This window comes from Nitrospira sp. ND1 (genome assembly GCF_900170025.1).
Lineage (GTDB): Bacteria > Nitrospirota > Nitrospiria > Nitrospirales > Nitrospiraceae > Nitrospira_A.
Map to the genome: position 1 here is coordinate 1,784,027 of NZ_FWEX01000006.1, position 15,326 is coordinate 1,799,352.

The window sequence follows — 15,326 nt, forward strand, 5'->3', positions numbered from 1 at the left end:
TAATGAAATCTTACGTATCCACATCTAATGAGTTCAACGTCACGAAAACATGAATATAGTTGGACCTCGCCCACCCTTCAGGGTACGATCAAATGGCCCTACTCAATAGAGCCGTCCCTGCGCGACAGACACCTAGCAGGATCCTCTCATCGCAGACGGGCACGTGGTAGTCGGCCGCTTCGGTGGGGCTGTGTGTTCGATCGCGGGAGGAGGCCCCGCTTCACCGGCAGCCGGCCGAGGGCTTGACTCAGCGGAGTGGTCCGAAGGGCTCGCGCAGCCTGACCACATCCCGATCACGCTCACAAGCAGCAACCACTTCAACACACTACCGCCTCGCGGTGAACCATATGACGGGCTTGATGTCGGGGCATTCTGACATAGCCCGACGGCAAAGTGAAGCAAGGGCAGATGCGCCACACGATGTGTCGACTTCTTTCGCGACTCGGCCGGGATTTCCTGATCGTGACCTGCTTATGGACGATCCCCACGACGCACGCAGCCGAGCAACCGAATGCTCCCGCTGCTGTGCTCGTGAAGGGCTTTTCATTCAGCGGGAACACCGTGATCTCCCAAGCCGAGCTCGAAGCCCTCACGCAGCCCTATGTCGAACAGGCACTGACCCTCCCCGATCTCGAACGCATCGGCGCCGCCGTCGCCGACCTCTACAAACAGCGGGGGTATACCCTCGCAAGCGCGTACATTCCCCAGCAGCGCATTCGGTTCGGGATGGTCGAGATCAGCGTGCTCGAAGGCCGTCTCGGCGACATCTCGGTCTCCGGGAACCGGTTCTACTCGACGGAATTCATTCGCAGCGGATTCGCCGGCGTGATGGAAGCGCGGGTGATCCGGAACACCGACCTGGAGCGAGCCCTGTTGTTGCTGAACGACTATCCGGACCTCAAGGTCTCCGCGGCGCTCGAACCGGGGGAATTCACGGGCAGCACCAATGTACAGGCCAGCGTTGAGGACAAGCGGCCGATTCACGCCACGCTCGATTACAACAACTACGGCTTCAACAACATTTCGAGAAACCGGTTCGGAGCCGGCATTGAGGTCGGCAACGCGCTGAGAGAAGGGGCCATTCTGACATTCAACGGAATCGTGGGGGACCATCCCGAACGGCTGCAATTTATCACCGGCGGGTACGCCCTGCCGGTGGGCGTGCACGGCACGAAGGTGGTGCTTTCAGGATCCACAGGCCGGTTCGACGTGGGCGCCGAGCTGGCCGCTCTCAAGATTCGCGGGAAAATACACACCTACGACCTGTCGATCACACATCCGGTGGTGAAAACGCGCTGGCAATCCCTCGTACTCGATACCGGATTCGCCGCCAAAGATAATCGACTGTTCATCAACGGCGCGCTCACCGGTCATGACACCGTCAGAATGGCCAAGCTCGGAATGAACTACGATCGAGTGGACCTCTACGGCCGGACCTATCTGTCGGCCTACGGTTTTCATGGCTTGGGCGAAATCCTGGGCGGAATGGACGATCACGCGGCCATCAGCACCAGGCCGGGTGCCGACAATCGGTTCCTCAAAGGCACGCTCGCCGTGGGGCGTATTCAGAGCCTGGGTCACGACGCGCTGTTGATCCTCAAAGGAACCGGACAGATCACGAGCGGCCCCATGGTCGTCATCGAACAGATGTTACTGGGCGGGCCGGATTCGGTCCGGGGCTATCAACTCGGGGAACGATTCGTAGACGAGGGCTACGCGGTAACCGCTGAAACACGGATCCCGCTCCTGCCCTCCATGCTCCCCTCGACGCAGGCCGCGCTGTTCTTCGATCACGGCGCCGGTCACCTGCGAAACCCTCAACCGGGAGAGCGGAGATACAGCAGTCTGAGCGGAGCCGGTGTCGGCCTGCAGACTGAACTCCCGTACTATTCGATACACCTGCGAGCAGACCTGGGGTTTCCGGTTGGTCCAAAACCGAGCGGGGGAACCATTGCCGGGGACCGTAGCCCGACGATGTATCTCCAGGCGGCGACCAGGTTCTGATGTACGATTCACCCATTCATAAGACGGCACGGGCGCCGAAAACGGGCCCCGCTTCATTTGCCTTCAGCAAGCCATCGCTGCGGAGACATCGCATCCTCTGCGGGTTGCTCGCCGCAGTCCAACTACTGATTCCCTCCCTCACCCTCGCCCTCCCCACAGACGGCCGGGTCGCGGGAGGTGGCGCGACCCTTCAATCCACATCAAAATCGATCACCATCCAACAAACCACCGACAAGGCCATTCTGAATTGGAAAAGCTTCTCCATCGCGGCCGATGAAGCGGTGCATTTCAGACAACCATCGGCCGACTCCATTGCGCTCAACCGGGTGATCGGAGGAGATCCCTCCGTCATTTTTGGCCGACTGCAGGCCAACGGGCGCATCTTCCTCCTCAACCCCAATGGCATCCTCTTCGGCGCCGGCGCGCAGCTCAACGTCGGCGGCCTCCTCGCGTCAACCTTGCACACGCGCGATGAAGAATTCATGGCCGGGCGTTACCTCTTTGCCCAAGATCCGTTGAAGGGGCTGAAGACCGTCGTCAACCAGGGCACGCTACAGGTCTCCGAACACGGCTTTGTCATCCTTGCAGCACCTGCCGTCTCCAACGAAGGCATCATCGTCGCCAATCTGGGCACGACCGTATTGGGATCCGGACAGCAACTGACGGTCGATCTTATGGGCGACGGTCTCATCAACTATGCGCTCACCGGCAAAGTCCTCGAACAGGTCACGGGTATCGACGGAACCGCCTCAGGCTCGGCGGTAAAGAACAGCGGGACCATTCATGCGGACGGCGGACAGGTCATTCTGCAAGCCAGCGCGGCCGGCGATATTTTCTCCTCCGTCGTCAACCAGAGTGGAGTGATACGCGCCCGCAGCCTCACACACGAGGATGGAATCGTGCGACTCGACGGAGGGGACAGCGGTCAGGTCACACTGGCGGGAACCATCGACGCCTCCGGGCCTGCCTCCGGCCAAACAGGCGGACGGGTGTCCCTGCTCGGCGAATCGGTCACGTTAACACCGACAGCGCGCATCGATGTCTCCGGTGACGGGGGTGGAGGCACCGCGCTGATCGGCGGGCAGTTCCAGGGACGGGGCACAGAACCGACCGCGACCACAACTCTCGTCGCCGACCGTGCATCCATCTCGGCAGACGCCCTCACACAAGGCACCGGCGGAACAGTCATTGTCTGGGCAGACGGCCACACTCAGTACGCCGGAACCATTTCGGCACAAGGCGGAGCCTCAGGGGGCCACGGCGGCTTCGTGGAAGTCTCAGGCAAGCAGGCTCTTGATTTCACCGGCCGCGTGGACACAACCGCACCGGCGGGGCACACGGGAACGCTCCTGTTGGACCCGAGCAACATCACCATCTCGTCAGCGGCCAACGCCAATATCAGCGCCGCTCCGACATTCACGGGCACGACCGCCACATCGACGCTGAACGTGACCACGCTGCAAACCGCCCTCGCAACCAACAACGTAATCGTCGACACGACGAGCCCCTTCGCGAGCGCCGGCAATATCACAGTCTCAAATGCCGTGACCTGGTCCAGCGCCAACTCCCTCGATCTGCGCGCCCACAACACGATCACCGTCAATGCCGGACTCTCCTCCACCGGATTGGGCATCCTCCGCCTGATCGGAGACCAGGATGGAATCGGAGGCGGCAACGTCGCCCTCAACGCCGCGATCTCAGCCCGACTCGGCGGTATTGAGATTTCCGGCGACGGCATCACCAGCGGCACAGCCGGAACGCTCACCACGACCGGACTGGCGAGCGGAGACGCGGGCCACATCACGATCAACGCGACCGGAGCCGTCAATCTACGGGGGGCCGTCACAGCCAACGGCGGAACCGCAGGCGTCGACACCAGCGGGCGAACCGGCGGCACGGTGGCGATCACAGGCGCCGGAGTCACCACCGGCACCCTCACGGCCAGCGGCAGCAACGGCAACGGGGCCGATCAGCCCGGCGGCGCAGGCGGCACCCTCAACATCACCTCGACCAACGGAGTCACGACCGGCGCCCTGACCGCCAGCGGCGGCAACGCCGGCCCCGGCACCGCCGCCGGAGGACAGGCCGGAAGCCTCACCGTCACCAACAGCACCGCAGGCAACCTCACCGTCGGCGCCCTCACCGCACGCACCGGCAACGCCAGCGGCGCCAGTGCCAGCGGCCCCGGCGGCACCGTCACCATCACCCAGCACAATGCGGCCGCCGGCGCCTTCTTGCAAACCGGCGCCATCAGCACCGTCGGCGGCTCCAACGGCGACGGGGGTACCGTCACCCTGTCCTCACAAAGCGGCGTCCAGTTTGCGACCGCCGCGACCATCCAAACCACCGGCGGCACGGCTCTGGTCGGCACAGCCGGACGCGCCGGCGGGGATCTCACGATCACCGGACGCACCGTCACCACGACCGGCGCCCTCACGACTTCCGGCAGTAATGGCAACGGCGCCGATCAACCCGGCGGCCAGGCCGGCGCCCTCTCGATCACCTCGGCCGGCACGGTGACCACCTCGGCCGGGGCGCTGACCGCCAGCGGCGGCAACGCCGGGACCGGCAACGCGGCCGGGGGGCAGGCCGGCGCCCTCACGGTCACCAATACCTCGTCCACCACCGGCAACGTCACCACCGGGGCCTTGACCAGCCGGACCGGCAACGCCAGCGGCGCCGGGCTCGCCGGCACGGCCGGGACGGTGTCCGTCACGCAAACCAACGCGACGGCCGGGGCGACGCTCCAAACCGGCGCGATCAACACCAGCGGCGGCACTCAGGGCGCCGGCGGCGCCGTCGTGTTGGACTCGATGGGCCACGTCACGGTGACGAGTACGATCACGACGACCGGCGGGGCGGCCGTGACCAGCGGGACTCATGCCGGGGCCGCCGGCGGCGATGTCACCATCACCGGCGTCAACCGCACGATCACTGGCCTGATCACGGCCAGCGGGGGCGCGGCGGTCGGGACCGATCAGGCCGGGGGCCAGGCGGGCGTCGTCGCCGTCACCGGCACCGGGACCGTCACCACCACGGCCGGGGTGACAGCATCCACCGGCGCGGCCACGGGCACCGGGACGGGCGGCGGCGCCGGCTCGATCACCCTGACGGGCACCGCCGTCACTTCGGGGCCGCTCACGACGACCGGCGGCAGCAACGGCGCGGGCGGCACCGTCGCCATCACGTCCACCACGGGCGCCACCACCCTGACCACCGTCACCACCTCCGGGGGTACCGCGCTGGCCGGGACGGCCGGACGCCTCGCCGGCGCCCTCACCCTGGCGAGTGCCGACACGCTCACCGCAACCACCCTCACGGCCAGCGGCAGCAACGGCAACGGGGCCGATCAGCCCGGCGGCGCAGGCGGCACCCTCAGCGTCACCTCGACAGGAGGCCATGTCAGAGTCGGAACCATCTCGGCCAGCGGCGGCCATGCGCTCGCCGGAAACGCCGACGGCGGCAACGGTGGATCGGTCTCGCTCGATGCAGGCGGTGCAACACCCACGATCACTCATCAGACAGTGACGACAACAGGAGGCAACCGGATCGGCAGCGGGACCGCGGGGACGGGTGGGGACATCTCCGTGGCCGACGCATCGCTGCTCTCAGCCGCCACGACCATCGCTGCCGGCGGAGGCAGCGCAGGTGCCGGCACCGGAGGCCACGTGACATTCGGGCATACCGTCGATTCATCCGGATCCAACCGCACACTCGCCGTCAATACAAACGGCATCACAACCTTCACCGGAGCAGTCGGGGAGACATTCGCGCTGACCTCTCTCGCCACAGATGCGCCGGGAAGCGTCAGAGTCGGCGGCCACGTCACCACGACCGGCGCTCAGACCTACAACGACCCGCTCACGCTGCTCGCCCATTCGACGATGACCGGCACCACCCCGACCTTCGGCTCGACCCTCACAGGCGGAGGGTTTGATCTCACGCTGAACTTCAGTGGGACGACCGTCATCAACGGGGCCGCCTTTACCGGCATCAATCAGTTCGTGAGCGGCAATGAAGGGACGACCAGCCTCACCGGCGCGTTCAGTACCACCGGTGCGCAAACATTCGGCGACGCGGTCACACTGGCCGGAAACACCACATTGACAAGCTCCGGCAACCAGGCCATCACGTTCAACAGCACCGTCAACGGAGCGCGGGCTCTGGCCGTCAACACGACCGGCACGACCACCTTCGGCGGTTCGGTCGGAACGACCACAGCGCTCACGAGCCTGACCACCGACCCCGGCGGCACCACCGCCCTCAACGGCGGAGCGGTCACCACATCCGGCAACCAGACCTACAATGATGCCGTGACCATGAACCAGCTCACAACAGCCACCTCCACCGGCGGGGCCATCACGTTTGCGGAACACGCGACCAATACCCTGGCTGGAGCCGGCCTGACGGTCGACGCACCGACTCTTTCGCTCACAAGCGGAAAGACGGTTGCCACGACCGGGAACGGCCCCATCAGATTCCTGACGAACAGCTTTAATCCCAACGGAGCGAATATCGACGCGGGAACAGGCACGTTCACGCTGTCGCCGACTACCCTGACGAACACCATCGAGTTCGGCGATGTGAATACGGCGCGGGTGACCACGGTGTATTACGGATCCCTGTTCGGAAGTCTGACGGCCGGCAGCTTTACCATAGGCCGCGCTACCCACCGCGGCAACATCTTCGTCACCGGCGTGGCGACAGCCCCGAGCTCGCTCCAGATCGTCAACGGTGGAACGGGATCGGTCACCTTTGAAAACGCCCCCTATGTGAGCGGGAATCAGCCCCTCGGAGTCACCGGCGGAACCGGCGGCATCACCATTGGGCAGGACCTGACGCTTGGTACCGGAACCTTGCGGTTGACGACAACGGGGGCGATTTCGCAAACGGCAGGAACCCTCATCGCGGAGACCGCCGGGCTCTCCGCCGCGAGCGGGATCACGTTGGCACAGCCCCTCAATGACGTGGTCACACTGGCGGCTCGGACGGCGGCAGGCGACCTGACCTTCACGAACAACAACGGATTCACGATCGGCGGAGCGACAGCCACCGCAGACGGGTTCCATCCTGCCGTCGCAGGTGTGAGCGCGGGCGGCGCCATCACTCTCCAGAGCGGGGGCGCAGTCACGCAAACCCAGCGGATTCTCGGCTCAAGCTTGAGACTTCAAGGCAGCGGTCCTTTCACGCTGACGGACAACGCAAACGAGGTGACGACATTCTCGGCCACTACGTCCGACCACGTACAATACACCGATGCGAGCGACGTCATTCTCGGCACATCCAGTATCCCGGGCAACTTCGATCTCACCACGAGCGGCGCCATCACCCAGAGCGGGGCTCTCACCGTCACCGGCAGAACGACACTCGCGGCGGGATCGGGCGACATCACACTCACACAGGCCGGGAATAATTTCTCGCGCCTCGACGTCACAAGCGCGAACCACGTCGCCCTGACGGACAGCGATGCGCTGGTGCTCGGCGCCTCAACCGTCAACGGCACCCTGGACATCACCACCAACGGCACACTCACCCAAAGCGGAGCATCGACCGTGCGCGGCGCCGCCACCCTCGCCACCGGTTCCTATGACATCACCTTGATCGATGCCGGAAACGACTTCAACAGCGTCAGCATCACCGGCGGCAACCACGCCTCGCTCAGGGACACGAATGCGCTCAGGCTCGCCACATCAACCATCACCGGGAACATGCATGCCGATGCCGGCAATCTGACGATCGGGGGCGCGCTGACGTCTAGTGGCGGCAACCTGACCCTGACCGGCGCGAACTCGGTGACCCAGCTGGCCCACCTTTCGGTGACCGGCGCCCACACGATCACGGTCACTGCGCCCAGCGGCCCACTCACCATGGCGCCCACCGCCACGTCCACCAGCGATACCGGCGCCATCGCCTATGCCGCAGGAGCGGATATCACCTTGGGATCCTTGCACACCGGTACTAGAGTGAATGTGATGTCGAGCGGCGGATCAGTGTTGAGCGCAGCCGGTTCGGGTATGAACATCATCGCAGGCGCGAACTCGTCTCTGCGGGCGTTCAACGGAGTGGTCGGCACGCAAGCCGCGCCGATCACCGTGCATGTGAGCGCCGGCACCCTCGGCATTCATGCGACGGCAGCCCGTTTCGGCATCTCGGCCTTTCTGAACGGCACCGTGTTACCCGGCCAGGCGCTCACCATGCTGAATGTCCCCCCCGGCCTTGTCTGTTTCAATGCATGCCGGTTCAGTACGATTCCCTCATTCAACGTGGCGTCCGCCATCCCCTGGTATATGCGCCACGCATCCAACCCCCTGTGGTACAGCATTCTCTCAACCTATCTCCCGGAAGATGTGGTCGAGGGATCGCGCATAGATGTCTTCATGGACGAAGACCACGTGGCCCGCGAAATCCCTCCTTGCACCCCGACCGGCGCCTGCGCACCCGAAGCCACAATCCTCACGCCACCCTCCGGCACCGAAGACGCAACCGCGTACTGATCGGTGATTCACCGCCTGACGGTCCGGCATCCCCCCATCAAGCATCACCGGACCCACTTGCGCTCCTCCGCCCCGAAGCCCAACGCAACAACAGCGGCAGCACGACCGCCCACAGGATAGACAGCAACAACAACGAGAGGGTCTCATTGCGGCCAAGCCGGAGCGCTCCGAGTTGTTGTCCTGCGTAGTAACTCAACGGACCGAAGATCCCCCCGACAAGCGCCGCCGACCGATTGCGCCCCGCCAACCAACGAAGAGACCCGTTCAACGTCGTCGCCAAGAGGCACCAGAGTGCGATCAACCAGGGCGGACACAGCCAGGGCGCGAAGGGGTTCTCGACAAACAAGAGGAAACCGGCGAAGCTGAGGGCGCTGTCCAGCAGCGTTCCGAACAATCCAACCACGATAACGATTCGAGTAGTTACGCGGGGATCGGCCGAGGACCAGACATTCACGCAGACCAGGCACGCCACCAGGAGCGGGCCGATCCATTGATAGGCCCAACCCGCGCCAAGGACAGCGATCCACCACCCGAGCTGAAAGACCACCGCATTGGCGATGGCGTTGCTCATCCTGCCAGGGAATCCTGCCGCCACCCGGATTTCGCGAACAGGAGGTGGGCCGTCGAAATCGACCGTTCGAGGAATCCGCCTTCGCAGTAGGACAAATAAAAATCCCACAGCCGCAGGAACTCGGAACGAAATCCGAGCCGCCCCACATGCTCGACATTCTTCCGCAGGTTGTCGCGCCATCCTCGCAAGGTCGGCGGGTAATGCGCGCCGATATCCTGTAGATGCAACAGGCTGAAGTCCGAGGCCTGCGCCATGGCCCGACACAAGGTATTCACCGAGGGAATGCAACTACCGGGGAAGATGAAGCGTTGGATAAAATCGACCGACCGTTTCGCCCGCTCATAGTACCGCTCATCGATGGTGATCGCCTGGAGCAGCATCAGCCCGTCTGGTTTCAGCAGACGACTGCAGACATCGAAGAACGTGGGATAGTATTCATGGCCCACGGCCTCGATCATCTCCACCGAGACCAGCTTGTCGAACCGCAAGCCGAGCGCGGGCAAATCCCGATAATCGGTGAGCAGCACCCGCACACGATCGGACAGGCCGTCCTCACGCACACGGCGCACCGCCAATTCGTACTGCGCACGGGAAATCGTGGTCGTCGTCACTCGACAACCGTAGGTCTTCGCGGCGTGACAGGCCAGGCCGCCCCAGCCGGATCCGATTTCCACCAGATGGTCGTCTTCCCTCAGATGGAGCTTGCGGCAGATCAAATCGAGCTTGGCGCGTGAAGCCTCTTCCAGCGTGTTGTCGGGACGTTGGAAATAGGCGCAGGAGTACATCATGGTCCGGTCCAGCATCTGCGTAAAGAATTCGTTGCTCAGGTCGTAATGGGCCGCAATGTTTTGCCGGCTTCCCGTTTTGGTATTCCGTCGCAGCCGGTGCGCAACCTTGAGCAACGGTGCGGACAAGCGCGCCACGCCCCGCTCCATGCCGTCCACGAGCGATCGATTCAACGCGAAAATCCGGACCAGCGCCGTGAGGTCGTCGCAATGCCAATCGCCACGGGCATAACTTTCTCCCGCACCCACCGTCCCGCTCCACGCGATGTCGAGATAACAGTCGGGCTCGAGAATAGTAATCGTCGCCTTGAGCGTTGAAACGGCGGCAGGCTCACCGAAGACCGTGCGGCGCGACCCCTCCACCACCGTGATCCTTCCCTGGATGAGCCGGCGCAGACGGGCACGGACGATGCGTCTGGCAATCCGGACCAGCAGGCCGGGAGAAGGGTCAGACTCTGCGGCATGCGGCGGCTGCCGGTCCACGGCGGTTGAACAGTCGGTCGGCACGAGATCATTCATCCGGATATCCTCCTTGCATCGACGGAACGCCTGGACCTGTCGGGATGGGGAATGACGGGACAACGTTTCAACCACAGGCGCAACGCCTGCCAATGGATCGCCGCAATGACCTGCGTCGTCATCAGCGGGTACCGAAGCAACACACGGGCCAGGGACCTACCGGTCAACTCCTTCCGGCGCAGGACCATCGTGGCATCGAAGAATCGTTCTCCACCGCGGAAATTCTCCATGTGCACGGAAAGCGCTGCGCCGGGCGTGCCGAACCGCCAATCGTAGTCCACATCCATGCCCATGAACGGAGAGACGTGAAATTGCTTACCGAAGCGATACCGGTGTCGACGACCGATCCCCTCATCCAGGGAAGCACCGAGCACATAACAATGCTGTTCGCCCCACGGTGTGTTCGTCACTTCAGCCACAACGGTCTCAACCAGCCGATCGGCGGGGTCGAAACAATAGTAAAAGCTCACCGGGTTGAAGCCGTACCCGAAGTACCGCAGGTGCGTAAGCAGCCGGATCGGACCGGCCGGCCGGCGACCGGTCTTCGATTCGACGAGATCACGCACATTCTGATCCAGAGGCTTCTCCGGATCGCCCAGGTGGTCGCTCTGCCTAAACCAGGCCAGGTTCGGGGTCGCGGGAGACCAAAACCAGCGTTCATGGAAGAGGTCCGGTAATTCGGCCAGATCCAGATACATCATGAAGATCGAGTAGTGGAACGAATGGCGGGCCGGCGCATCGCGTCGATGCCTGACCGTTCCTTCATACACGCAGCTCTTCATGCATGCCCCGCCGTGAGCGCCTGACAGGCCGTCATGGCGCTCTTCACGCCGTCTTCATGGAAACCGAAGCCCCAATAGGCCCCGCAATACCACGTCCGGCGACGTCCGTTGATCTCCCCATGCCGTTGCTGCGCGGCGATCGCTTCGGGGGAAAAGACCGGATGGTGATACGTGATGCGCTGGAGAATCGTCGCCGGATCGATCGCCGCGCTGTGATTCAACGTCACGCAGAAATCGTACGGCGCGCTCAGCCCCTGGAGTCGATTCATGTGATAGGTCACCAAGGCATGGTCCGGCGGGTTCGGCACCAGATGATAGTTCCAGGCCGCCCAGGCCAGGCGGCGTCTCGGAAGAAGCGATCGGTCTATGTGCAACACGGCTTCATTCGGTTGATAACGGATCGCCCCGAGAATTTCCTTCTCCAGGGGAGACGGGTCCGCTAACAGCGCCAACGCCTGGTCGCTATGGCAGGCGAGAAGGACTCCGTCGAATGACTCGGTCCGGTGGATCCCGCGAGGGTCGCATCCCCGCACCTCGACACGGTCCGCGTAACGAGTGACCGATTCCACCGGAGACTGAAGCCGGATGCGGTCACGGAAGGGCCGCACCAGGCGCTCGACATATTGCCGGGAGCCGCCGGTCACCACCCTCCAGGTCGGACGCGCATCGACCGACAACATGCCGTGGTTCTTGAAAAACTGAACGAGGTACCGCACCGGAAACTCCCGCATCGTGGCGCGGCCGGCCGACCAGATGGCCCCTGCCATGGGAACGATGTAGTGACGAATAAACGCCGGCGAGTAGCGATTCTGCTCCAGATACGCGCCCAGCGAAGGGCCCGGGCCCGGTTGATCCAGCAATTCCAGGGACTCCCGATTGAAGCGGAGAATATCCCGGATCATGCGATAGAACGAGGGCCGCAGCAGATTGCGCCGCTGGGCGAAGAGGCTGTTCAACGAGGTGCCGTTATACTCCAGCCCGGTTTCTTCGCAACGCACACTGAAGCTCATGTCGCTCGGCTGTGAGGCCACACCCAGGCGATCCAGCAGGGCCATAAAATTCGGGTAGGTCCAGTCATTGAATACGATAAAACCGGTATCGATCGCATAGGTCGTCCCCTGCAGATTGACATCGACCGTGTTGGTATGACCCCCGATGTACGCACCGGCCTCGAAGATTGTGAGGTCATGATCCCGGTGGAGCACATGCGCCGCCGTCATCCCCGCAATGCCCGTTCCGACAATGGCGAGCTTCATGACTGCTTCACCATCCTGGCGCAGAGGCCGATGTACCAGCGGCTCGGGAGCAGGGTCAGGAACTTGAAGAGCAGGCTGAATCGCCGCGGGAAATGAATCTCCGGCTTCCGGGCCTCGATCCCGTCGACGATGCGTCTGGCCGCGTCCTCGGCTTCGATCCTGAACGGCATCGGGAAATCGTTCCGGTCGGTCAACGGTGTCCGTACGAACCCCGGACACACGACCGACACGCTGATACCTTCGGGCGCGAGATCGACTTGCAGCGATTCGAAGAGGTTCTTGATCGCCGCCTTCGACGCCCCGTAGGCTTCGGAGCGAGGCAACCCGCGATAGGCCACCGTACTGCTCATCCCCACGAGCTGCGGCGCCGGTGACTGCCGCAGCAGCGGGAGCGCCGCTTCAATCCCATAAACCATGCTCAGGAAGTTGGTGCGGATCGTCCGCTCGAACAGCGCACTGTCGAATGCCGCCACATCCACGTACTCGCAGGTGCCGGCGTTGAGAAAGGCAATGTCCAGGCCCCCTGCGCGGCGATGCATGTCGTTCACCGCGAGCTGATTGGCGGCCCGGTCGGTCACATCGAAAGGAAGCGCCGTGACGCGATCGTCTCCGCATTCACGGACGAGCTCGTTGAGCGCCGATTCGTTCCGCGCCGAGGCAAAAACGGTGGCCCCACGACGAACGAGTTCCAGCGTGACCGCCCGGCCGATACCGGTCGAGGCGCCGGTCACCCACACCCGTCGAGCATTGAGACTGGTTCGGCTCATGGGTCACACTCGGCCTTTGATCGTCCGGATGAGCATGCCGATCAGCGGGAGCTGCTCGTACACCATCGCACCGGCATCGAAGTAGTCGCGGTGGTAGAACACCTTGTCCCGAAAACGAATGAGCGTTGAACCGGGAACCGTCACCACTGCTCCGGCATTGAGCCTCGGGTGATTCAGCTGCATGGTCCAGGTCAATACGGCACAATTGCCTTGCCGGACATCGTCCTCGAACCGGAATGAACAGGCCTCCACCTGCGCGTAGAGCGCAGCCAAATATTGGCGCAGGGCGGGGAGTCCGTCGATCCGGTGAAAGGGGTCTTGAAACTCGATGTCGTCGCTGTACAACTCGTTCAGCAATCCCAACGAGCGAACCGACAGTCCGCTGTAGATCTGTTTGAATCGTTCGACAACCGGTTGCACGACAGCGGACTCCTCTCCTGCTCTTCTACGAAGGAACCTGAGGGACGGATTCTTTCAGCGCCCCCCATCATCACCGGCGCTAGCCCCCCTCCCGCCGGTGCATGAGCCCCTCTTTCAACGCTTCATTGATCGGATCAGGGCCGAGCCAGATGGCGAAATACGCGGCGGCGAAGTCGGCCCCCTCCACAATGCCCTTCCGCTCGCCGTTCAAGGCGAGTTCGGTTCCGACTCCGGGGAGATAGGTCAGCCCGTACCGGTCCCCCGGCTTCACGTCCTGATAGAGCCGATGGAGCTGCTCGATGCGAGGCTTCAGGCGCGTGATCGTGGCCGGCGACATATTGTCGGCCAGCACCTTCATCGCCGCCCGCCCGAAGTCACCGGCCTGGATGGCTCTGAAGTAGGACAACTCCAGACGCTTCGGCACATCATCCAACACGCGCTCAGGTTTCGTCCCCGGGGCGAGATACAGTGCCCCGACATACACCGTGATCGTACGCAGAAACTTCGCTACCCCCACCCCCTGAAGCGGCATCGGCAGGGGACCGGCCTGGAACGTATCGGCAAACGTCACGCCTTCGATTTCAAACGCCCCGCCGATAACGGGCGAGGACACGAGTCCCGAAACCGCCAGCCCGATGACGACGAGCCACTCTGACATGTTCCCTGATCCGTGCATCATCCGACTCCCAGGTGACCCCTGACCGGCATCCCGGCCGCACCTCTCCGTACCCAGGAACTCCGGTCAGGAGAATCGCCGCACCTGCTCGGCCAGCGTCCCCGCAACCAGGCTCAAATCAAACGGCCAGGCATAGCGCAACTCGACCCCGGGATACTGCGGTCGAAGATGATCGAGGATTTCAGGAATCTCGACTTCCGAATGCGAACCGCCCGGCGTGAACATCGTGGTCGCCACGGTTATGCGGGTCGCTCCCTGCTTGACGAGTTGATCGACCGACTCTTCCAGCGTGGGTGCGCAAAACTCGTTATAGGCCACTGCAAACAACACATCGCCCAGGTTCGCGCGCAATTGCGCCGCCACCGCTTCAAGCCCGACCTGATACGGATCCGTTTCGGCGTTCCTGGGCCACTGGCGGATTTTGGCATCCAATTCCAGTTCTTCGGCCGAGGCCGGTTGTTTCGCCGCGCGCCGCTGCCCCTCCAGCCGTTTCAATTTCGTCACCAGGTCCTGCGGGCATCCTCTGGGGATACCGCCATGTCCGACGAGAATCACACCCTGTCGCACTGTTGTCATGTCATCGCTCCTCTGATTGAAATTCACACCTGTTTGCACTCACATCGACACCGGGGAATCCAGATACTCCTGGAGATTGGTCTTGCCGTAGCGGCTCGCCGAGTACACCTTCCGGATGAGTCCGGCCACCAGCGCCATCGCCTTTTTGACGGCCGGCGTCTTCTCGGGATCGGTGGCCGGGAGAAGGCGGACGGTGATGGTCGTTTCGTGCCGTTTCAGCTGGATGAAAAAACTGCGCGCCGTACCCTGCTCGATCACGACCGCATCCAGCAGCGCTTCCCGGCCGCTCTTCGCCAGGTAGCACTCCTGAACCTTGACAATCTCCCCCTCCGTCCGTTGCAACATCGGGGCGAAGGCCTGGTACACAGCCTGGAGTTCACCGGTCGATTCGATCACTACGTGCGGCATCGTCGCTCCTTTCTAACAGGATGCGGAAAAAGTCCGCCAGCGGCGTTCTCGCGGCGCCCAGGGGCTCA

11 protein-coding genes are annotated in these 15,326 nt (G+C 63.3%); 2 read left to right on the forward strand and 9 right to left on the reverse strand.

The annotated features are described in order from the left end of the window. Positions 1 to 462: 462 nt before the first annotated feature. Both NSND_RS13065 and NSND_RS13070 read left to right on the forward strand, forming a co-directional pair. On the forward strand, positions 463 to 2,004 hold the full coding sequence (locus NSND_RS13065) for a ShlB/FhaC/HecB family hemolysin secretion/activation protein (protein ID WP_159450776.1): 1,542 nt from the start codon (positions 463 to 465) through the stop codon (positions 2,002 to 2,004). Then, positions 2,004 to 8,498 (forward strand): two-partner secretion domain-containing protein, encoded by a 6,495-nt coding sequence (locus NSND_RS13070; RefSeq protein WP_080879418.1) that lies wholly within the window; start codon positions 2,004 to 2,006, stop codon positions 8,496 to 8,498. The genes NSND_RS13065 and NSND_RS13070 overlap by 1 nt, the downstream gene beginning before the upstream one ends. A gap of 37 nt (positions 8,499 to 8,535) precedes the next feature. Here the strand turns inward: NSND_RS13070 and NSND_RS13075 are convergent, their stop codons facing one another. The 9 genes from NSND_RS13075 to NSND_RS13115 form a co-directional block, all read right to left on the reverse strand. Beyond that, positions 8,536 to 9,069: a DUF2878 domain-containing protein gene (locus NSND_RS13075; RefSeq protein WP_080879419.1), complete on the reverse strand. Its 534-nt coding sequence runs from the start codon at positions 9,067 to 9,069 to the stop codon at positions 8,536 to 8,538. Then, entirely contained in the window at positions 9,066 to 10,373 is a 1,308-nt protein-coding gene (locus tag NSND_RS13080; protein WP_080879420.1) for an SAM-dependent methyltransferase, read from the reverse strand. Before NSND_RS13080 ends, NSND_RS13075 begins: the two co-directional genes overlap by 4 nt. After that, on the reverse strand, positions 10,370 to 11,155 hold the full coding sequence (locus tag NSND_RS13085) for a DUF1365 domain-containing protein (RefSeq protein ID WP_080879421.1): 786 nt from the start codon (positions 11,153 to 11,155) through the stop codon (positions 10,370 to 10,372). Before NSND_RS13085 ends, NSND_RS13080 begins: the two co-directional genes overlap by 4 nt. Continuing rightward, positions 11,152 to 12,411, reverse strand: a complete 1,260-nt coding sequence (locus NSND_RS13090; RefSeq protein ID WP_080879422.1) for an NAD(P)/FAD-dependent oxidoreductase — start codon at positions 12,409 to 12,411, stop codon at positions 11,152 to 11,154. Before NSND_RS13090 ends, NSND_RS13085 begins: the two co-directional genes overlap by 4 nt. Continuing rightward, positions 12,408 to 13,178: an SDR family NAD(P)-dependent oxidoreductase gene (locus tag NSND_RS13095; RefSeq protein WP_080879423.1), complete on the reverse strand. Its 771-nt coding sequence runs from the start codon at positions 13,176 to 13,178 to the stop codon at positions 12,408 to 12,410. Before NSND_RS13095 ends, NSND_RS13090 begins: the two co-directional genes overlap by 4 nt. Positions 13,179 to 13,181: 3 nt before the next feature. Then, a complete protein-coding gene (locus tag NSND_RS13100) occupies positions 13,182 to 13,598 on the reverse strand; it encodes a nuclear transport factor 2 family protein (RefSeq protein ID WP_080879424.1) in 417 nt (138 codons plus the stop codon). 79 nt (positions 13,599 to 13,677) lie between these two features. Then, positions 13,678 to 14,256 carry a chalcone isomerase family protein gene (locus NSND_RS13105; protein ID WP_159450777.1) on the reverse strand — a complete coding sequence of 193 codons (579 nt, stop codon included), beginning with the start codon at positions 14,254 to 14,256 and terminating at the stop codon, positions 13,678 to 13,680. A gap of 84 nt (positions 14,257 to 14,340) precedes the next feature. After that, positions 14,341 to 14,850, reverse strand: a complete 510-nt coding sequence (locus tag NSND_RS13110) for a sirohydrochlorin chelatase (protein WP_080879426.1) — start codon at positions 14,848 to 14,850, stop codon at positions 14,341 to 14,343. Between the two features lie 39 nt (positions 14,851 to 14,889). After that, positions 14,890 to 15,258 (reverse strand): hypothetical protein, encoded by a 369-nt coding sequence (locus NSND_RS13115; RefSeq protein WP_143833545.1) that lies wholly within the window; start codon positions 15,256 to 15,258, stop codon positions 14,890 to 14,892. Between the last annotated feature and the right edge of the window lie 68 nt (positions 15,259 to 15,326).

Coding starts and splice junctions, on each gene's coding strand:
- NSND_RS13070 (WP_080879418.1), top strand. CDS start 2,004: ATGTACGATTCACCCATTCATAAGACGGCACGGGCGCCGAAAACGGGC.
- NSND_RS13075 (WP_080879419.1), bottom strand. CDS start 9,069: ATGAGCAACGCCATCGCCAATGCGGTGGTCTTTCAGCTCGGGTGGTGG.
- NSND_RS13080 (WP_080879420.1), bottom strand. CDS start 10,373: ATGAATGATCTCGTGCCGACCGACTGTTCAACCGCCGTGGACCGGCAG.
- NSND_RS13085 (WP_080879421.1), bottom strand. CDS start 11,155: ATGAAGAGCTGCGTGTATGAAGGAACGGTCAGGCATCGACGCGATGCG.
- NSND_RS13090 (WP_080879422.1), bottom strand. CDS start 12,411: ATGAAGCTCGCCATTGTCGGAACGGGCATTGCGGGGATGACGGCGGCG.
- NSND_RS13095 (WP_080879423.1), bottom strand. CDS start 13,178: ATGAGCCGAACCAGTCTCAATGCTCGACGGGTGTGGGTGACCGGCGCC.
- NSND_RS13105 (WP_159450777.1), bottom strand. CDS start 14,256: ATGTCAGAGTGGCTCGTCGTCATCGGGCTGGCGGTTTCGGGACTCGTG.
- NSND_RS13110 (WP_080879426.1), bottom strand. CDS start 14,850: ATGACAACAGTGCGACAGGGTGTGATTCTCGTCGGACATGGCGGTATC.
- NSND_RS13115 (WP_143833545.1), bottom strand. CDS start 15,258: ATGCCGCACGTAGTGATCGAATCGACCGGTGAACTCCAGGCTGTGTAC.